The sequence below is a fragment of the Streptomyces sp. NPDC042346 genome (assembly GCF_055581845.1).
Map to the genome: position 1 here is coordinate 736,128 of NZ_JBVJEH010000003.1, position 18,684 is coordinate 754,811.

General features: G+C 72.5%; 17 protein-coding genes and 1 pseudogene. 13 read left to right on the forward strand and 5 right to left on the reverse strand.

The window, feature by feature from the left end:
- The first annotated feature begins 16 nt into the window (after window positions 1-16).
- From ACZ6K0_RS17010 to ACZ6K0_RS17020, 3 genes are all read left to right on the forward strand, one after another.
- Window positions 17-2,416 (forward strand): beta-ketoacyl synthase N-terminal-like domain-containing protein, encoded by a 2,400-nt coding sequence (locus ACZ6K0_RS17010; protein WP_376404685.1) that lies wholly within the window; start codon window positions 17-19, stop codon window positions 2,414-2,416.
- Window positions 2,413-3,201: a thioesterase II family protein gene (locus ACZ6K0_RS17015; RefSeq protein ID WP_376404683.1), complete on the forward strand. Its 789-nt coding sequence runs from the start codon at window positions 2,413-2,415 to the stop codon at window positions 3,199-3,201. Before ACZ6K0_RS17010 ends, ACZ6K0_RS17015 begins: the two co-directional genes overlap by 4 nt.
- A gap of 70 nt (window positions 3,202-3,271) precedes the next feature.
- On the forward strand, window positions 3,272-4,309 hold the full coding sequence (locus tag ACZ6K0_RS17020; RefSeq protein ID WP_376404681.1) for a ketoacyl-ACP synthase III family protein: 1,038 nt from the start codon (window positions 3,272-3,274) through the stop codon (window positions 4,307-4,309).
- A 27-nt stretch (window positions 4,310-4,336) separates the two neighbouring features.
- Here the strand turns inward: ACZ6K0_RS17020 and ACZ6K0_RS17025 are convergent, their stop codons facing one another.
- Together ACZ6K0_RS17025 and ACZ6K0_RS17030 are read right to left on the reverse strand one after the other, a co-directional pair.
- A complete protein-coding gene (locus ACZ6K0_RS17025) occupies window positions 4,337-4,678 on the reverse strand; it encodes a YrdB family protein (RefSeq protein ID WP_024761882.1) in 342 nt (113 codons plus the stop codon).
- A 65-nt stretch (window positions 4,679-4,743) separates the two neighbouring features.
- Window positions 4,744-5,547 (reverse strand): AfsR/SARP family transcriptional regulator, encoded by an 804-nt coding sequence (locus ACZ6K0_RS17030; RefSeq protein ID WP_376404677.1) that lies wholly within the window; start codon window positions 5,545-5,547, stop codon window positions 4,744-4,746.
- Between the two features lie 296 nt (window positions 5,548-5,843).
- On the opposite strand from ACZ6K0_RS17030, the gene ACZ6K0_RS17035 reads away from it, so the two are divergent.
- The 8 genes and pseudogenes from ACZ6K0_RS17035 to ACZ6K0_RS17070 all read left to right on the forward strand — a co-directional run bounded on the left by ACZ6K0_RS17035 (window position 5,844) and on the right by ACZ6K0_RS17070 (window position 15,766).
- Window positions 5,844-7,766, forward strand: a complete 1,923-nt coding sequence (locus ACZ6K0_RS17035; protein ID WP_469228497.1) for an HAD-IIIC family phosphatase — start codon at window positions 5,844-5,846, stop codon at window positions 7,764-7,766.
- Window positions 7,763-7,987, forward strand: coding sequence for a phosphopantetheine-binding protein (locus ACZ6K0_RS17040; protein WP_024761885.1), 225 nt, complete (start codon window positions 7,763-7,765; stop codon window positions 7,985-7,987). The genes ACZ6K0_RS17035 and ACZ6K0_RS17040 overlap by 4 nt, the downstream gene beginning before the upstream one ends.
- Window positions 7,988-8,024: 37 nt before the next feature.
- Window positions 8,025-9,563 carry an MFS transporter gene (locus ACZ6K0_RS17045; protein ID WP_376404673.1) on the forward strand — a complete coding sequence of 513 codons (1,539 nt, stop codon included), beginning with the start codon at window positions 8,025-8,027 and terminating at the stop codon, window positions 9,561-9,563.
- Between the two features lie 116 nt (window positions 9,564-9,679).
- A complete protein-coding gene (locus ACZ6K0_RS17050) occupies window positions 9,680-10,648 on the forward strand; it encodes a hypothetical protein (protein ID WP_469228495.1) in 969 nt (322 codons plus the stop codon).
- A gap of 39 nt (window positions 10,649-10,687) precedes the next feature.
- Window positions 10,688-11,755 (forward strand): annotated as a pseudogene (gene pdhA / locus ACZ6K0_RS17055) (pyruvate dehydrogenase (acetyl-transferring) E1 component subunit alpha); the annotation flags it as partial.
- A gap of 2 nt (window positions 11,756-11,757) precedes the next feature.
- Window positions 11,758-12,738, forward strand: a complete 981-nt coding sequence (locus ACZ6K0_RS17060; RefSeq protein ID WP_469228493.1) for an alpha-ketoacid dehydrogenase subunit beta — start codon at window positions 11,758-11,760, stop codon at window positions 12,736-12,738.
- Window positions 12,739-12,759: 21 nt separating this feature from the next.
- Window positions 12,760-14,139 carry a dihydrolipoamide acetyltransferase family protein gene (locus ACZ6K0_RS17065; protein ID WP_469228491.1) on the forward strand — a complete coding sequence of 460 codons (1,380 nt, stop codon included), beginning with the start codon at window positions 12,760-12,762 and terminating at the stop codon, window positions 14,137-14,139.
- Window positions 14,140-14,185: 46 nt separating this feature from the next.
- On the forward strand, window positions 14,186-15,766 hold the full coding sequence (locus ACZ6K0_RS17070) for an acyl-CoA mutase large subunit family protein (RefSeq protein ID WP_469228489.1): 1,581 nt from the start codon (window positions 14,186-14,188) through the stop codon (window positions 15,764-15,766).
- Between the two features lie 58 nt (window positions 15,767-15,824).
- Here ACZ6K0_RS17070 and ACZ6K0_RS17075 read toward each other — a convergent pair whose 3' ends face one another.
- Complete coding sequence (locus ACZ6K0_RS17075; RefSeq protein ID WP_469228488.1) at window positions 15,825-16,484, reverse strand: NADPH-dependent F420 reductase; 660 nt, start codon at window positions 16,482-16,484, stop codon at window positions 15,825-15,827.
- 76 nt (window positions 16,485-16,560) lie between these two features.
- On the opposite strand from ACZ6K0_RS17075, the gene ACZ6K0_RS17080 reads away from it, so the two are divergent.
- Window positions 16,561-16,911: a winged helix-turn-helix transcriptional regulator gene (locus ACZ6K0_RS17080; protein ID WP_469228486.1), complete on the forward strand. Its 351-nt coding sequence runs from the start codon at window positions 16,561-16,563 to the stop codon at window positions 16,909-16,911.
- A gap of 28 nt (window positions 16,912-16,939) precedes the next feature.
- Here ACZ6K0_RS17080 and ACZ6K0_RS17085 read toward each other — a convergent pair whose 3' ends face one another.
- Window positions 16,940-17,374, reverse strand: coding sequence for a hypothetical protein (locus ACZ6K0_RS17085; RefSeq protein WP_469228484.1), 435 nt, complete (start codon window positions 17,372-17,374; stop codon window positions 16,940-16,942).
- Window positions 17,375-17,529: 155 nt separating this feature from the next.
- On the opposite strand from ACZ6K0_RS17085, the gene ACZ6K0_RS17090 reads away from it, so the two are divergent.
- Window positions 17,530-17,853, forward strand: coding sequence for a nuclear transport factor 2 family protein (locus ACZ6K0_RS17090; protein ID WP_376404656.1), 324 nt, complete (start codon window positions 17,530-17,532; stop codon window positions 17,851-17,853).
- A gap of 25 nt (window positions 17,854-17,878) precedes the next feature.
- On the opposite strand, the gene ACZ6K0_RS17095 is transcribed toward ACZ6K0_RS17090, so the two are convergent.
- Window positions 17,879-18,655 carry an SDR family oxidoreductase gene (locus tag ACZ6K0_RS17095; RefSeq protein ID WP_469228482.1) on the reverse strand — a complete coding sequence of 259 codons (777 nt, stop codon included), beginning with the start codon at window positions 18,653-18,655 and terminating at the stop codon, window positions 17,879-17,881.
- Window positions 18,656-18,684 lie beyond the last annotated feature (29 nt).

The following is an 18,684-nucleotide window of genomic DNA, read 5'->3' on the forward strand; positions in this document are numbered from 1 at the left end:
CCGCAGGAGCAGAGTGATGGCGACCGGCCCCGACACCGCAGCACTGCGGCAGGTCATCCAGGACCAGCTCAAGCTGTCCCGCCGCCTCAAGGACCGCGTGGCCGAGCTGGAGGCCCGCACCCACGCCCCCGTCGCCGTGGTCGGCACCGCGATGCGGCTGCCCGGCGGCATCGACACCCCCGACGCGTACCGGGACTTCCTGTACGCGGCCGACCCCGACACCCGGGCCGTCGGCCCGATCCCCGAGGACCGCACCGGCCTGCGGTCCGTCTACCACCCCGAGCGCGGCAAGGAGGGCCACTCCTACGTCGACCGCGCCGGGTTCCTGGACGACATCGCCTCCTTCGACGCGGCGTTCTTCGGGATCTCGCAGCGCGAGGCCGAGACCATGGACCCGCAGCAGCGCCTGCTGCTCGAAGTGGCCTGGGAGGCCCTGGAGCGCGGCGGCATCGCCGCCCGCCGCCAGGACCGGCTGCCGATCGGCGTGTTCGTCGGCGTCATGGCCTCCGAGTACGGCCGCAGGTTCGTCCACGACGGCGACTACAGCCGCATCGACCCGTACCACTCCACCGGCAGCGGCCACTGCTTCGTCGCCGGCCGGATCAGCTACGCGCTCGGCCTCTCCGGCCCGGCGACCAGCGTCGACACCGCCTGCTCCTCCTCGCTGGTGGCGATCCACCAGGCGGTCAGGGCGCTGCGCGGCGGCGAGTGCGACTACGCGCTCGCCGGCGGCGCCAACCTGATCCTCGGCCCCGACCTGATGGTCTCCCTGTGCCAGGGCGAGGCCCTCTCGCCCGGCGGCAGGTCCCGGAGCTTCCTCGCCGACGCCGACGGCTACGGCCGGGGCGAGGGCGTCGGCATGGTCGCCCTGATGCGGCTCGACGACGCCCTCGCACAGGGCCACCCGGTGCTCGCCGTCGTCCGGGGCAGCGCCGTCAACCACGACGGGGCCTCCTCCGGCTTCACCGTGCCGAGCGGCCCCGCCCAGCAGGAGGTGATCCGCGCGGCCCTGGCCGACGCCCGGGTCGCCCCCGGCTCGGTCGGCTACGTCGAGGCGCACGGCACCGGCACCGCCCTCGGCGACCCCATCGAGGTCGGCGCCCTGGACGCCGTCCTCGGCACCGGCGCGGGGGAGCGGACCGCCCCCGTCGCCCTCGGCAGCGTCAAGGCCCGGATCGGGCACCTGGAGGCCGCGGCCGGCATCGCCGGCGTCCTGAAGCTGGTCCTGATGCTCGGCGACGGGACCGTCCCGGCGGGCGCCCAGCCCGGCGACGGACGCCTCAACCCGCTCATCCCCTGGGACCGGATCGCCCTCACCGTGCCCCGGGAGGCGGCCCCGTGGGCGGGCGCCCCCGAGGACCGCACCGCCGGCATCAGCGCCTTCGGTCTCTCCGGGACCAACGCGCACGCCGTGCTCTCCGCATACCACCCGGCACCCGCCGCCCCCGCGGACGTACCGGCGCACCACCCGGAGCTGCTCACCCTGTCCGCCAAGGACCCCCGGGCGCTCGCCGAGCTGTCCGAGCGGGTGCAGGAGGCGCTGACGGGCCTCGACGCCGCCGGTGTCGCCTCCCTCTGCCACACCCTGCGCGCCGGCCGGGTCCACTTCGGCCACCGGCTCGCCGTCGTCGGCACCGACGCGGCGGCCCTGGCCGACGCCCTCGCCGCCGGGCAGCCGGCGGACGGCGCGCGCTCCGCCGACCGCGTCGTCCTGACGACCGGCCCCGACACCGCCGCCCTGGAAGGCGCGCTGGCCGAACTGGCCCGCCACTACCCGGGGTTGGCCGGAACCATCGGCGCGGAGGGCACGCCCGCCGCCCGGCTGCGGGCCGTCCTGACGCTCCTCGGCGTCAAGACGACCCTCGCCACCGGGGCCGACGCGTCGGCCCCGGGCGCCGCCCGGATCACGGCCGGCGGGCAGACCCTGCCGCTCACCGGCGCCGCCCCCGAGGACGCGCCCCGCCTCCTCGCCGAGGCGCTCGCCACGCTCTACCGGGGCGGCGCCCCCCTGCGGCTCGACCACCTCGGCGCGCCCGGCGCGGTGTTCGTCGACGCCCCGACCTACCCGTTCCAGCGCAAGCGGTTCTGGATCGAGGAGACGGCCCCCGAGCCGGCGCACGCCGTGCCGGTCCCGGTCGCCCCCACCCGTACCGCCCCGCTCGACCGGGCCGAGATCGGCGCCTATCTGACCACCGAGCTCGCCGCCGTCCTCAAGGCGGACGGGGCGCTCGCCCCGGACGTGCCGTTCTGCGAGGTCGGCGGCGACTCCTTCACCGCGATGCTCCTCACCAAGAGCGTCGAGCAGCAGTACGGGGTGGAACTGCCCACCCTGGACTGCCCGGTGGAGATGCCGGTCGCCGATCTCCTCGCCCACCTCAGCGAGCAGGTCTGCGTCGCCATGGGGGTGGACACGTGACCGTCGTGAGGAGCCCGTTCCTGCGGCCCCGCCCGGTCGACGAGCCCGCGGTCCGGCTGATCGGCTTCCACCACGCGGGCGGTTCCGCCGCCGTCTACTACCCCTTCGTCCGGCATCTGCCGGCCGACTGGGACCTGCTCCTGCTCGACCTGCCGGGCCGCGGCAGGCGGGCGGCGGCGCCCCAACTGGACGACATGGCCGAGGTGGTGGAGACCGTCGTCGCCGACGTCCTGCCGTGGGCGGACGACGACGCGCCGTTCGCACTCTTCGGCCACAGCATGGGCTCGGTCGTCGCCCTGGAGACCGCCCGGGCCCTGGAGGCCCTCGGCCGGTACCCGGTGTGGACCGGGGTGTCGGGGCGGGTCGCGCCCGTGCACCCGGGCGTCGGAGCCGTACCGCTGCACGCCCTCGACGACGCCGCGCTCCTCGACGTGATGCTGAACCTCGGCGGCATGCCCGAACGGGTCACCGAGGCCAGTGAATTCCTCGACCGGTTCCTGCGGACCGTCCGCGCCGACCTGAAGGCCGTGGACAACTACCGCCCCGCGCCGGGCCGTTCACCGCTGAGCTCGCCGCTCACGGTGTTCGGCGGCACCCAGGACGCCTGGGCCCCGGCCTCCGCCATGCACCTGTGGCGCCGCGAGACCGGGGCGCGGTTCGCCCAGCGGTTCTTCCCCGGCGGCCACTTCTACTTCCTGGACTCCGGCTTCCCGGCCCTGGCGGACCAGGTGGTCGGCCAGATCGAGGCCTGCCTCGACCTGGCGGACGACGTACAGGTCGCGTAAGCGCGCACCGCACGACACAGCAGTCGCACAGCCCGTCACACACACGCATCACATCAGAGGGAGAACGCACATGCGCTGGGACAACCTGTACGTCGCCGGACTCGGGGCCTACCTTCCGGAGCAGGTCGAGACCGCCGCCGAGGCCGTCGCCGCCGGCCGCTACGACGCCGAGGAGGCCACCTCCAACGGCATCCGCGCCGTCCGCGTGGCCCGCGCCGACGAGCCCGGCCCGGTCATGGCCGCCCACGCCGGCCGCCAGGCCGTCGAGCGCGCCGGCCGCCCCCACGAGGAGTACGACATCGTCCTCCACGGCTGCGTCGGCCACCAGGGCCAGGACTTCTGGACCCCGGTCAACTACGTACAGAACGAGACGGTCGGCGGCACCGGCCTCTCCCTGGAGATCCGGCAGGGCTCCAACGGCGGCCTCGCCGGCCTGGAGATCGCCGCCTCGCACCTCGCGAGCCGCAGCAAGCCCGCCGCCGCCCTCGTCACCACCGGCGACGCCTTCCGGCTGCCGTACTTCGACCGCTGGGGCTCCGACAGCCAGCAGGCGTACGGCGACGGCGCCGGCGCCCTCGTCCTCTCCAACCAGGGCGGCTTCGCCCGCCTCAAGTCCACCGCGACCTACACGGACTCCTCCCTGGAGCCCATCTACCGCGGCACGACGGGCTGGACCGACGGCCCGTTCCTCGACGGCAAGCCGGTCGACCTGCGCACCCGCAAGTCCGACTACCTCCTCAAGGAGGAAGGCGCCTACGACCACGTCATCCAGCAGATGACGAAGAACGCCTCCCAGGTGCTCCAGGAGGCGCTCGACGACGCGGACGCCAAGCTGTCCGACGCCCGCTTCTTCGTCCACGCCAACATCGCGGAGACGATCGCTCAGTTCTCGTTCTACTCGCTGCTCGGCGTGGACCGCGCCACCACCACGTACGACTGGGGCCAGGACTTCGGCCACATGGGCGCCGGCGACCAGCTCATCGGCATGAACCACGTCGTGGAGGCCAGGAACCCGCAGCCGGGCGACCTGCTGATCACCATGGGCGTCGGCGTCGGCTTCATGTGGACCGTCGCCGTCCTGGAGTTCACCGAGTCCCCCCAGTGGTGACGGTCCACCCCCGCCGGCGCGGCGCGCTCACTGGTTCCAGAGGAGCCGCAGCGCCGCGTTGACCAGGAAGATCCCCGCGAATGCCGCCGCCCAGCCCTGCCTCCCCGAGGCGGCCAGGGCGGCGGCGCCGCTTCCGAACCACAGCACCTCGAGCAGCACCCGGCCGCCGCCGTGCACCGCGTACGTGGCACGCGGCGCCCCGAACAGCGCCCACACGGCGATCAGACCGACCGGCACACCCACACCGAGCAGCAGCTTCAGCGGCCACTTGTCGGTCGTGGTGAACCCCCACAGGGCGACCGCCGCGTACACCGAGAGTTCCAGCAGGAACATCACAAGGAGGTTGAAGGCCTTGAGGGACGAGAGCATGAACGACTCCTAGAACGTGCGGGTGCGGGCTTCCGCGGTGCGGGGGTTCCGCGCGGGTGGGCAGATCAGACCGTCAGATCGGTACGGAGCGTGAAACGGGTCAGCCGGGGGTCGGAGCTGAGGATGGCGCGCTGGAGCTCCTGGAGCCGCGGCGACGGCTCCACGCCCAGCTCCTCCACGAGGAAGCCGCGGAGCCCGGTGAACGCCTCCAGGGCCCGCCACTGCTGACCGGACCGGTAGAGCGCCGTCATGTACTGGGCGCACAGGTTCTCGTGCATCGGGTGGCGGGCGGTCAGCACCGCCAGCTCCGACAGCAGCGCGTGGTGCCGGCCGAGCGCCAGATCGGCCTCGACCCGCGACTCCACGACGCACAGGTGACTTTCCTCCAGACGCGTCACCTCCACGCCGAGCCGCAGCCCGTGGTGCACGTCCACCAGCGCCCGGCCGCGCCACACCGCGAGCGACTGCCGCAACAGCCGCGAGCCCGTCTCCCGGTCGCCGAGGTCCAGCGCCCGCCGCCCGGCGGCCGCGAGCCGCTCGAAGGCGTGCACGTCGACCTCCTCCGGCGTGATGTCGAGGAGATATCCGCCGTACCGGGTCGCCAGCACGTCCTTCGCCCGGCGCGGACCCTCCGGCGGCAGCGCCGCCTCGATGCGCTTGCGCAGCTGGAGGATGTACGTCTGCAGCGTCGTCTGCGCACTCCGCGGCGGCTCCATGTCCCACAGCTCCTCCATGAGCGTGGGCACCGGCACTATCTGGCCGGCCTGCAAGGCAAGCAGCGCGAGGATCTGCCGGGGCTTCCCCGCGGTCGGCAGGAGCGCCACCCCGTTCTCCGAAGCCTCGAAGGACCCCAGGACCTTGATGTCCATGCAGCTCCACCCCTCCACTCGCCAGCTCTCATGGTGCTACCGAGTCTGGCCCGCCCGCCTGTTGTGACGACAGTGCCCAGGTCACCGGCCTCCCATGAACCCCGAACGTGCCGATCCATGAGAAATCCATGGTCCGTACGGGGCCGCTGGACGGGAGTGCGAGTCCGGCTCAAGCGCCGCCGCCCACGATCGGCCCGTACCGAATGCCCGTACGGACGATCTGCCCGTACCGGCGAACTGTCCGCACAACGAGGACAGGGCCCGGCCGACGGAGGCGCGCGCGTGAGGAGAGATCATTGACCACGGTATCCAGCCCGGCGGATCGCGAAACCCGGAAGTCCCCGCTGGAATCACTGCGCGCGCTGCGCGCCGACGGCACTCTGGCCGAGAACTACCCGTCCGTCGCCCCGCTCCTCGCCGCCATGGTGTCCGGCGGAGCGGACGCCGACTTCCGGCGGGCCGGCAACCTCCTCGTCCAGCTCGACCGGCAGGCCGTCCTCGCGGCCCGCCCGGACACCGAGACCGCGGTCGTCACCCTCACCGGACACTCCACGATCGGCGGCGTACGAGCCCCGCTGACCGCCGAGTTCGCCCGCCACGGCGTCCTCGTCGAGGACCGCCTCGGCGACTTCGACGCCTACCTGCGCGACCTGCGCGACCCGACGAGCGCCCTGCACGCCCCCGACGTCGACCTGGCCCTGTGGATCATCGACCCGCAGACCCTCCTCGACGAGATGGGCACGCCCTGGCAGGCCGACGACCTCGTACGGACCGCCGAGCGCAAGCTCGCCCAGATCGAGAGCCTCGCCACCGCCTTCACCGGGAACGCCACGGCCACGCTGGTCCTCAACACCGTGCCGCTGCCCCGCAGCGTCACCCACCAGCTCATCGACCACGAGTCCCGGGCCCGCGCCGGCATCGCCTGGCGCGACTTCAACAGCGGCCTCCTGCGCCTCGCCCTCGGCAACCCGCGCATCCACGTCGTCGACCTCGACCCGGTCGTCGCCTCCGGCGTCCCGCTCGACGAGCCCCGCATGGCCGCCTACGCCAAGGCCAACCTCGGCGACGACCTGCTCGCCCGCTACGCCCGGGAGGTCGCCCACCTCTCCCGCATGCTGCGCGGCCGCACCAAGAAGGTCCTCGTCGTCGACGCCGACAACACCCTCTGGGACGGGATCCTCGGCGACGACGGCCCCGACGGCATCGCCGCCGCCACCACCTTCCGGGGCGAGGCCTTCGGCAACTTCCAGCGGGTCGTCAAGCAGATCGGCACCCAGGGCATCCTGCTCGCGGTCAGCAGCAAGAACGACCACGAGCCCGTCGTCCAGGTCCTCAAGGACCACCCCGACATGGTGCTCCGCGAGGCCGACTTCGCCCGCGTCAACGCCAACTGGCAGCCCAAGGACGCGAATCTGCTCGACATCGCCGAGAAGCTCAACCTCGGCGTCGACAGCTTCGTCTTCGCCGACGACTCGCCCTTCGAGTGCGGCCTGGTCGCCGACAGCCTCCCGCAGGTCGCCGTCGTCCGCCTCGACGAAGAGCCCGCCCTGCACATCGAGAAGCTCCTCGCCGACGGCTGGTTCGACACCGCCCGCCTCACCGACGAGGACCGCGCGCGGGCCGCGCTCTACCGCACCGAGTCCGAGCGCGCCGAACTCCTCGAGAACGCCGGCTCCATGGAGGAGTACCTCGAAGGGCTCGGCGTCCGCGTCAAGCTCGCCGAGGCCGGCCCGGGGGACATCGACCGGGTCGCGCAACTCTCCCTGCGCACCAACCAGTTCAACCTGACGACGGTACGGCTCCAGCCGGCGGACGTGACCGCCCGGGTCGACGACCCCGACCACCTCGTCCTCGCGATCCGCTCCGGCGACCGCTTCGGCGACAACGGCGTCGTCGGCGCCGTCTTCGCCCGCCGTACGGGCGAGGAACTCCACATCGACAACATGCTGCTCTCCTGCCGGGTCTTCGCCCGCGGCATCGAGCAGACCGCCGTCGCGAGCCTCCTCGCCCACGCCGCCGCCACCGGCGCCCGCGCGGTCCTCGCGAGCTACCGGCCGACCGCCAAGAACAAGAACGTCCGGGATTTCTGGCCCTCCATGGGCTTCACCCCCACCTCCACGGCGGACGACGAGCTCCACTTCCGCCACGACCTGGAGAACCTCCCGGTCGTCCCCTCCCACATCCTGCTCGACTCCACCCTGGAAGGCACCGCGTCATGACCAAAGAGGACTTCATCCACCTGGTACGCGACGAGCTCGACCTGCCCCTGGGCGTCGACGACCTCTCCGCGGACTTCGACCACGTCGTGAGCTGGGACTCGATGCACATGCTGCGGCTCGTCGCCGCCGTCGAGCGCGAGACCGGCTCCCGCGTCCCCGTCGGCAAGCTGCTGGCCGACCGCAGCCTCGCCGCCATCTACGAGCGCATCAGCGCGGCGTGAACCGCCGAGGAATCCCGCAGAGGCAGGAGAGAACCCCATGAGCATCGACGCCCGGGACACCGCTCGGGACACCACCCGGGACACCACCAGGGCCGCCCGGCCCGCGTCCCCCGAGGCGAAGGCCGGCCCGGCCGGTCCGTCCGCCGCCGGCCCGGAGGCCCCCGCCCCCGGCAAGCGCGGACTGATCCTCGCCGTGGTCGCCGTCGCCCAGCTCGTCTGCGTCCTGGACGCGACCATCGCCAACGTGATGCTGCCCCAGCTCCGCGGCGACCTCGGGCTCGGCACGACGGGCCTGCAGTGGGTGATGAACATCTACGTGCTGCTCTTCGGCGGCCTCATGCTGCTGGGCGGCCGCCTCACCGACGTCTTCGCCCGCCGCACCGTCCTGGTCAGCGGCATCGCCCTGTTCACCCTCGGCTCGCTCGCCGCGGCCACCGCCGACACCGGCGGCATGCTGCTGACCGGCCGCGGCCTCCAGGGCATCGGCGCCGCGGTCCTCTCCCCGGCCGCCCTCTCCATCCTCGTCACGACCTACCCGGAGCCCGCCGAGCGCGCCAAGGCCCTCGGCATCTGGGGCACCGTCATGGGCGTCGGCGCCAGCCTCGGCACCCTCCTGGGCGGCGCCGTCACCGACGTCGACTGGCGCTGGGCGTTCCTCATCAACGTCCCCATCGGGGTGCTGCTGATCGCCGCCGCGTTCGTGTACGTCCCGAAGATCGTCCGCACCGGCGCCCGCCCGCCGGCCGACGTCCTGGGCGCCCTCACCGGCACCCTCGGCCTCCTCGCGCTGGTCTTCGGCATCGTCACCGCCGGCACCGACGGCTGGACCGACGCGACCGCCCTCGGCTCGCTCGCCGCCGCCGTCGTCCTGCTCGCCGTGTTCGTCCGGGTGGAGGCCACCGCCAAGGCGCCGCTGCTGCCCCTGCACCTGCTGCGCCGCCGCTCCGTCGCGACCGGCACCGTCGCCCAGCTGATCACCGCCGGTCTCATGCTGCCGGCGTTCTTCATGCTGCCGCAGTACATGCAGCTCGGCCTCGGCTACACCCCGATGGAGGTCGGCCTCGCCTACATCCCGACCTGTCTCGCGATGCTCGGCGTCTCCGGCGCCGTCCCGGTGCTCATCGCCAAGTTCGGGCCCCGCGTCCCGTACGTCATCGGCACCGTCCTCCTCGCCGTCATGCTGGTCCTGATGCTCGGCGCCGAGACCACCAGCGGCTACTGGTCGCTGCTGCTGCCCGTCACCGCACTGCTCGGCGTCGGCCTGGTGCTCTGCATGATGACGGCCCCGGTCGTCGGCACGCAGGACGCCTCGGAGCAGGACGCGGGCACCACCTCCGCCATCCTCAACGCCTCCACCGAGGTCGGCGGCGCCCTCGCCCTCGCCGTCACGGCGACCGTCGTCGGCTCCCGCCTCGCCGAACTCACCGCCCAGGGAGTCGGCACCGCCGAGGCGTTCACCGAGGCGCTCCAGCGCGGCTTCCTGGTCCTCTTCGTCTGGATCGCCGCCAACCTGGCCATCGGCCTCCTCGGGTTCGCCGGCCGCCCGGCCGCCGAAGCCGACCAGCCGAAGTCCTGACCAGCGCCGCCGGGCGGCCCCCCACCCGCCCGGCGGCCCCGTCCTCCTCTCCCACCCGCGAGGGAACCCGGACAGGAGATCCCCAGCCCGCTCTCTCCGCGCAGAGAGGCAGACAGATGCTCCAGCAACGCCACCGGTCCGCCGCACGGCACGCCGCCCCGGACGCCACCGTCACCGCCGCCCCCGCCCAGGGCGGCCCCGTCGCCCTCCTCCTCGGAGCGGCGGCACCCCACCGGCACCCCGGCGAGGCCGCCGCCAACTCCACGCTCCTGGAGACCTGGTCGAGCGGGGTACGCACCTGGGTCCTCGACCGCGCGGAGCTGCTCGCCGCCCGCGGCCCCGAGGCCCGGATCCTCTCCGACGAGGCGACCGGCCTCGACAGCGTCCACGCCGACGCCTGCGTGGCCTGGGCCCGCGAGCGGAAGGCTGCTGGCCACCGCTTCGACCTCGTCCTCGGACTGCGCGAGGACGTCCAGCTCGCCGCCGCCGTCCTCGCGGCCGCCCTCCACCTGCCCGGCAACCACCCGGACGCCGTCCGCCGCGTGCAGGACACCGGAGCCCGGCTCGCCGCCCTCGCCGCCGGCGGATTCCTCGTCGACGAGGACCCCGACCGGGCACCCGAGGGCACCGCCCTCACCGCCGTCGGCGCCTTCGTCTCCGGCCGGCCCCACGTCTTCCTCCTCGCCACGCCCACCGAGGACGGCTGGTCCCCGGTCACCGAGGGGGACCGGTCCCCCCAGGACGCCGCCGCCGAGGCCGCCGCGGCCGTCCTCCACCTCGGACTCTGCTTCGGCGTCTTCCGGGTGGACCTGCGCGCCACCGAACGGGGCATCGCCGTCTCGGACGTCCGCCTCACCCTCGAAGCCCCCGGCCTCCAGGCCCACCTGGCCCGGACGCTGCCCTGCGTCGAGCTCTTCAACCTCGTGTACGACGACGCCCTGGGCCGTACGACGGCCCTCCCGGCGCCGCCCCTCGCCCCGGCCACCCAGCCGCCCACCGCCCCGGCAGTGCCCCCGTTCGTCCTTCTCGCGGGCGAGCCCGAGGGAGCGGCGGCGGAGCCCCACATATGCCGTGGCACCGACTGAGACCGACCGAACGAGAGCCGGAGACCCCGAATGACCACCGAGCTCGTCCAGCTGCTCACTCCCGAGGGCCGTCGGATCGACCACCCCGAGTACGCCGTCGACCCGAGCGCGGAGGAACTGCGCGGCCTCCACCGTGACATGGTGCTGGCCCGCCGCCTCGACGCCGAGGCCGTCACCCTGCAACGCCAGGGAGAGCTGGCCCTGTGGCCCTCGCTGCTCGGCCAGGAGGCCGCCCAGATCGGCTCCGCCCGCGCCCTGCGGCCCCGGGACCACGCCTTCCCCAGCTACCGCGAGCACGGCGTGGCCCTGGTCAGGGACGTCGACCCGGCCCACCTCCTCGCGCTGTTCCGCGGCGCCAGCAACGGCAGCTGGGACCCCGCCGAACGCAACTTCCACCTCTACACCCTCGTCATCGGCTCCCAGGCCCTGCACGCCACCGGCTACGCGATGGGCATGGCCAAGGACGGCGCCGACACCGCCGTCATCGCCTACTTCGGCGACGGCGCCTCCAGCCAGGGCGACGTGGCGGAGGCCTTCACCTTCGGAGCGGTCTACGACGCCCCGGTCGTCTTCTTCTGCCAGAACAACCAGTGGGCCATCTCCGAGCCCACCGAGCGCCAGATGCGGGCCCCGCTCTACCGGCGCGCCCCGGGCTTCGGCTTCCCCGGCGTCCGGGTCGACGGCAACGACGTCCTCGCGTGCCTGGCCGTCACCCGCGCCGCCCTCGACCACGTACGGACCGGCTCAGGACCGATGTTCGTCGAGGCGTTCACGTACCGCATGGGCGCCCACACCACCTCCGACGACCCGACCCGCTACCGCGACGAGGCGGAGGTCGAGGAGTGGCGCGCCAAGGACCCGATCCTGCGGCTCCGCCGGCTCCTGGAGCGCGAGGGCCACGCCGACGAGGCGTGGTTCGCCGCCCTCGACGAGGAGGCGGAGGCGCTCGCGCGGCGCGTCCGCGAGATCGTCAGGACCATGCCCGACCCCGATCCGACGACGATGTTCGACCACGTGTACGCGGACGCGCACACGCTCGTCGACGAGGAACGTGCCCGGTTCGCCGCCTACCAGGCGTCCTTCGCGGACGCCGGACGGAGCAACTAGTCATGGTCACGAAGAGCCTTCCCGTGGCGAAGGCGCTCAACGAGGCCCTGCGCGCGGCGCTGGAGGCCGACCCCAAGGTCCTGCTCATGGGCGAGGACATCGGAAAGCTCGGCGGTGTCTTCCGGGTCACCGACGGCCTGCAGAAGGACTTCGGCGAGAGCCGCGTCATGGACTCGCCGCTCGCCGAGTCCGGCATCGTCGGCACCGCGATCGGTCTGGCCCTGAGCGGCTACCGCCCGGTCGTGGAGATCCAGTTCGACGGCTTCGTCTTCCCCGCGTACGACCAGATCGTCACGCAGCTCGCGAAGATGCACGCCCGCTCGCAGGGGAAGGTGCGCCTGCCGGTCGTCATCCGCATCCCGTACGGCGGCGGCATCGGCGCCGTCGAGCACCACTCCGAGTCCCCGGAGGCGCTGTTCGCGCACGTCGCGGGCCTGCGGATCGTGTCGCCCTCGACCTCGGCCGACGCGTACTGGATGCTGCGGCAGGCCATCGAGTCCGACGACCCGGTCATCTTCTTCGAGCCGAAGCGCCGCTACTGGGACAAGGGCGAGGTCGACACGGAGGCGCTGCCCGGCGAACTCCACAAGGCGCGGGTCGCCCGCGCCGGCACCGACCTCACCCTCGCCGCCTACGGCCCGATGGTGAAGGTCTGCCTTCAGGCCGCCGCCGCGGCCGAGGAGGAGGGCACGTCGATCGAGGTCCTCGACCTCCGCTCGATGTCCCCGATCGACTTCGACACGATCCAGACCTCGGTCGAGAAGACCGGCCGTCTGGTCGTCGTCCACGAGGCTCCGGTCTTCTACGGTTCGGGCGCGGAGATCGCCGCCCGGATCACGGAGCGCAGCTTCCACCATCTGGAAGCCCCTGTCCTGCGGGTCGGCGGCTACCACGCGCCGTATCCGCCGGCGCGCCTGGAGGAGGAGTACCTGCCGGGCCTCGACAGGGTGCTCGACGCCGTCGACCGCTCGCTGGCGTACTAGGCGTACTAGGGAATAGAGATCATGGCGATTCGCGAATTCAGGATGCCCGACGTGGGGGAGGGGCTGACCGAGGCCGACATCCTCACCTGGTACGTCAAGCCGGGTGACCCCGTCGTGGACGGGCAGGTCGTGTGCGAGATCGAGACGGCGAAGGCGGCGGTGGAACTCCCCGTCCCCTTCGACGGGGTCGTACGGGAGATCGGCTTCCCGGAGGGCACGACGGTGGACGTCGGCGCCGTGATCATCTCGGTCGACACGGAGGGCGCGGCGGGCACGTCGGAACCGGTGGCCCCGGTCGTCACGACGGCCCCGGCCGTCGCGGAGCCCGCCGCGTACGAGCCCGTCGGGGACAAGTCCGTCGGGGACGAGCCCGTCGGGGACGAGCCCGTACGGCCGGAACGCCGGCCGGTCCTGGTCGGCTACGGCGTCGTGGAGTCCTCCGCGAAGCGCCGCCCCCGCAAGCCGGCCCACGGCACGTCCCCCGGCGCCCGCGGCCCCGCCGCCGGCCCGCGCCCGCTGGCCAAGCCCCCCGTGCGCAAGCTGGCCAAGGACCTCGGGGTCGACCTGACCGTCGTCCGCCCCTCCGGCGGCGGAGGCACGATCACGCGCGCCGACGTGCACGCCGCCGCCGTGGTCGACATCGGCACCCGGGAGATCGTGGACCGTCCGGCTGCGACCCCCGCCGCAGCGCTGCCGGACGCCCGGGAGACCCGTATCCCCATCAAGGGTGTGCGGAAGGCGACGGCGGCGGCGATGGTCGGCTCGGCCTTCACCGCGCCGCACGTCACCGAGTTCGTGACCTTCGACATCACGCGGACGATGAAGCTGGTCGAGGAGCTGAAGTCCGACAAGGACATGGCGGGCCTGCGGGTGAACCCGCTGCTCCTCATCGCCAAGGCCGTGCTGGTCGCGGTGAAGCGGAACCCGGACATCAACGCGGCCTGGGACGAGGCGGCGCAGGAGATCGTGCTCAAGCAGTACGTGAACCTGGGCATCGCCGCGGCCACCCCGCGCGGCCTGATCGTGCCGAACATCAAGGACGCGCACGACCGGACCCTGCCCGAGCTCTCGAAGTCCCTGAGCGAGCTCGTCGCCACCGCCCGCGAGGGCAAGACCACCCCGGCGGCCATGCAGGGCGGCACCTTCACCATCACCAACGTCGGCGTCTTCGGCGTCGACACCGGTACGCCGATCCTCAACCCGGGCGAGGCCGCGATCTTGGCCGTCGGTACGATCAAGCTCCAACCCTGGCTCCACAAGGGCAAGGTGAAGGCGCGTCAGGTCACCACCCTGGCACTCTCCTTCGACCACCGACTCGTCGACGGCGAGCTCGGCTCGAAGTTCCTCGCGGACACCGCCGCGATCCTGGAGCAACCGAAGCGGCTCATCACCTGGGCCTGAACGGGCACGTCCACCAGTCGAACTGAGCACAGGGGAGGCACCACACATGGCGCGCGAGTCGGAGTCGGGGTTACCGATCGAGCCGGTCTACGGGCCGGGGGCTCTGGAGGGGTGGGATCCCGCCGGGAAGCTGGGCGAGCCGGGTTCGTACCCGTTCACGCGTGGTGTGTATCCGTCGATGTACACGGGCCGTCCCTGGACGATGCGGCAGTACGCGGGTTTCGGTACGGCGGTCGAGTCGAACGCCCGTTACAAGCAGCTGATCGCGAACGGCACGATGGGTCTGTCGGTGGCGTTCGACCTGCCGACGCAGATGGGTCACGACAGCGATGCGGCGATCTCCTCGGGTGAGGTCGGCAAGGTGGGTGTCGCGATCGATTCGATCGACGACATGCGGGTCCTGTTCGACGGGATCCCGTTGGACAAGGTCTCGACGTCGATGACGATCAACGCCCCCGGTTCGCTTCTCCTCCTGCTGTACCAGTTGGTGGGTGAGGAGCAGGGTGTTCCGGCGGACAAGCTGACGGGCACGATCCAGAACGACGTGCTGAAGGAGTACATCGCGCGGGGGACGTACATCTTCCCGCCGAAGCCGTCGCTGCGTCTGATCGCGGACATCTTCAAGTACTGCCGGGCCGAGATCCCGAAGTGGAACACCATCTCGATCTCCGGCTACCACATGGCCGAGGCGGGGGCCTCGCCCGCGCAGGAGATCGCGTTCACCCTCGCGGACGGCATCGAGTACGTGCGTACGGCCGTCGCGGCCGGCATGGACGTCGACGACTTCGCCCCGCGCCTCTCGTTCTTCTTCGTGGCGCGCACGACGATCCTGGAAGAGGTCGCGAAGTTCCGTGCGGCCCGCCGGATCTGGGCGCGGGTGATGAAGGAGGAGTTCGGCGCGAAGAACCCCAAGTCGCTGATGCTCCGTTTCCACACCCAGACGGCGGGCGTGGCCCTCACGGCCCAGCAGCCGGAAGTGAACCTGGTCCGGGTGGCGATCCAGGGTCTGGCGGCGGTCCTCGGCGGCACGCAGTCGCTCCACACGAACTCCTTCGATGAAGCGATCGCGCTCCCGACGGACAAGTCGGCGCGCCTGGCTCTGCGCACGCAGCAGGTCCTGGCGTACGAGACGGACGTGACGGCCACGGTCGACCCGTTCGCAGGCTCGTACGTCGTCGAGAAGATGACCGACGACGTCGAGGCCGCGGCCCTTGAGCTGATGGCCAAGGTCGAGGACATGGGCGGCGCGGTCGCGGCGATCGAGCGTGGTTTCCAGAAGAGCGAGATCGAGCGCTCGGCCTACCGGATCGCGCAGGAGACCGACAGCGGCGAGCGGGTCGTCGTCGGCGTCAACCGCTACACGATCGACGTCGAAGAGCCCTACGAACCCCTCCGCGTCGACCCCGTCATCGAAGAGGAACAGGCGGCCCGCCTGGCGAAGTTGAGGGCCGAACGCGACCAGACGGCCGTCGACGTCGCCCTCATCGAACTGAAGAAGGCGGCCGAGGGCACGGACAACGTCCTCTACCCGATGAAGGACGCCCTCAAGGCCCGTGCCACCGTCGGCGAAGTCTGCAACGCCCTCCGCGAAGTCTGGGGCACGTACGTCGCCACCGACGCCTTCTAGGAACCGTGGTAGGCCGGCCGGCCCCGCCTCTCCGTCGGAGAGACGGGGCCCGCACGCCTCACGCGCTCCCGGCTCGCGGACCCGACGCGTAGGCCAGCGGCGGCGCGATCGCCTGGACGTCCGCCTGCTCCGCCACCCACAGTCCGATGAACAGCGCGGCGGTCGCCTCAAGCAGCCCGGCCCGTTCGAGGCCGCCCGCGGCCAACGGCTCGCAGCCCGCGTCCCGCACCAGTTCGTGGACCCGCGCGAGCGCCGCCTCGTCGTCCCCGCAGACCGGCACGGCCAAGGGCCGGCCGTCGAAGACCGGCGGGGTCATCCGCCAGACGTCCTCGTGGCAGAGGTTGAACGCCTTGACGACGTGGGCGCTCGGTGCCGCCGAGGCCAGTCGGAGCGCCGCCGAGGGCCCGCCGTCCGTCAGGAGGCGGAAGCCGGGCCCGACCGGGTTGGCGCAGTCGAGCAGCACCTTCCCGGCGAGCGGCTCCCGGAGCTCCCCGACGACGTCCGCGCCCGCCGCGTACGGCAGCGCGGCCAGCACCACTTCGCCGAAGCCGGCCGCCGCCCGCGGGCTGCCGTGCTCCGCGCCGCCCCCGATGCGCGCCGCGAGGTGCCGGGCCTTCCGCTCGTCCCGGCCTCCGACCAGCACCTCGTGCCCGGCGCGCACCCAGTGCGTGGCCAGCGCGTCCGCCATGTTCCCGGTTCCCAGTACGCCGATCCTCATCGATCCGGTCCTCTCCGTGTCCGCCCCTACCGCTTTCGGGACGACACTAGGAAGCCCGTCAGGCACCATTCGGTACGTGACGACCGACGCGTATCTCGCCGACTGCCGTGCCCGCCTCGCCTTCGACCTTCTCTCCAACACCTGGAACGCCGTGCTGATCTGGGTCCTGCGGGACGGTCCCAGGCGCCCCGCCCACCTGCGCGAGCGCATCGGCGGCATCAGTCCCAAGGTCCTCACCGAGACGCTGCGGCGGCTGGAGTTCAACGGGCTGGTGGAACGGAAGGCCTACGCCGAGGCGCCGCCCCGGGTCGAGTACGAACTCACCGAGCTGGGGCGGTCGTTGCTCGGCCCGATCGAGGCCTTCGGGGTCTGGGCGTTCGAGCACGGCGACGAGGTCATGGCCGCCCAGGAGCGGCACGGCGGGTGAACTGGCCCGAGGCGCGGGCGAGTCGGTCTCAGGCGAGGACCTCGATCCGCCACTGGGGGTCGCGGTCGTCCGTCCGGACGAAGACGCGCTTGGGGAGGAGCGAGCGGTCCTCGAAGAGGTCGCGGCCGAGCGCGAGCCCGTTCTGGTCGATGGCGTAGATCCCGTCCCGGAGGTCTTCGAGGCCGGTGACCGTGGTGGCGCCGTGCTCGTCGATGCGCTGGAGGCGCCAGACGGAGGCGGGGGAGTCGTCGGGCCGGACGGCGACCGGGGCCCGCTCGCTGCCCTCCGCGACGACGGTGTCCTCCGTGCCCTTCACGGTGAACCGGAACCCGTCGCCCGCCGGGCCGACCGCCCACTCCGCCGCCTGCTCCTGCTGCACGAGCAGGCCCACCAGCCGCCCGTCCAGGACCCCGACCGGGGCTTCCTTCGCGTACAGCTTGACGACCTTGACGTTGTCCGACATCGAGCCTCCTGTGCTGAGTGCGGCAGTTGTCCCGATCCTGCCCGCCCCGGCCTGGCGCGGGCCAGTGAACACGCGGGTGCGTACGGGCGACACCCGGCCCGCGCGCACGGCCGTGGTGCTCGGGGAGAACGGGCGGCGCGGTGTACGGCTAGGGCATGACGATCCCCGCGAACCAGCTCACCGACCCCGCCGTGCGTGCTTTCGTCACGGCGCTCAACGCCAACGACCGGCAGGCCTTCACCGAGGCCCTCACGTCCGGCGCGACCATGTCCGACGACGGCTCGGAGCGTGACCTCGACGAGTGGACGGAGAAGGAGGTCTTCGCCTCGAACGGGCACATGGAGATCGAGTCCGAGAAGCACGACGGACTCGACCTCGTGGCCCGCTACCGCAACGACGCCTGGGGCGAGATGAAGACGCGCTGGCGGTTCACCGTCGAGGGCGGGAAGATCGCCCGCTTCGAGACCGGCCAGGCGTAACCGCCCCCGTGCATCGGCCGGGGTGCTAGCCCCTGCCGATGTACGGCATCGCCGTCGCCATCACCGTCGCGAACTGGACGTTCGCCTCCAGCGGCAGCGCCGCCATGTGCACCACCGTCGCCGCCACGTCCGATGCGTCCATCACCGGCTCCGCCGCGAGCTGCCCGTTGGCCTGGAGGATGCCGGTCTGCATGCGGGCCGTCATCTCGGTCGCCGCGTTGCCGATGTCGAGCTGGCCGCAGGCGATCCGGTACGGGCGGCCGTCGAGCGACAGCGACTTGGTGAGGCCCGTCATGGCGTGCTTCGTCGCCGTGTACGCGATCGAGTGCGGGCGCGGCACGTGCGCGGAGATCGAGCCGTTGTTGATGATCCGGCCGCCCTGCGGGTCCTGCTCCTTCATGGTCCGGAAGGCCGCCTGGGCGCAGAGGAACGCGCCCGTCAGGTTGACGTCGACGACCGCCCGCCAGGTCTCCGGGTCCAGGTCCTCGACGGGGACGCCGCCGCCCGCGAACGTACCGGCGTTGTTGAAGAGCAGGTCGACGCGGCCGTAGCGGTCCTGTACCGCCGCGAAGAGCGCCCGGACCTCCCCGGCCGAGGTCACGTCCGTCGGGACCGTCAGGAAGTCGCCGGCCGGGAGGGCCGCGGCCGTCTCCTCCAGGGCCGCGGCCCTGCGCCCGGCGAGGGCCACCGACCAGCCGGCCTCCGCGAGGGCCAGTGCCACGCTCCGGCCGATGCCCGATCCCGCTCCCGTCACCACTGCGATGCTCATGGGCGCGGAGCGTACGCGAGACGCGTGCCCCATGAACTCATCCGTCCGACACGTGGATGTTC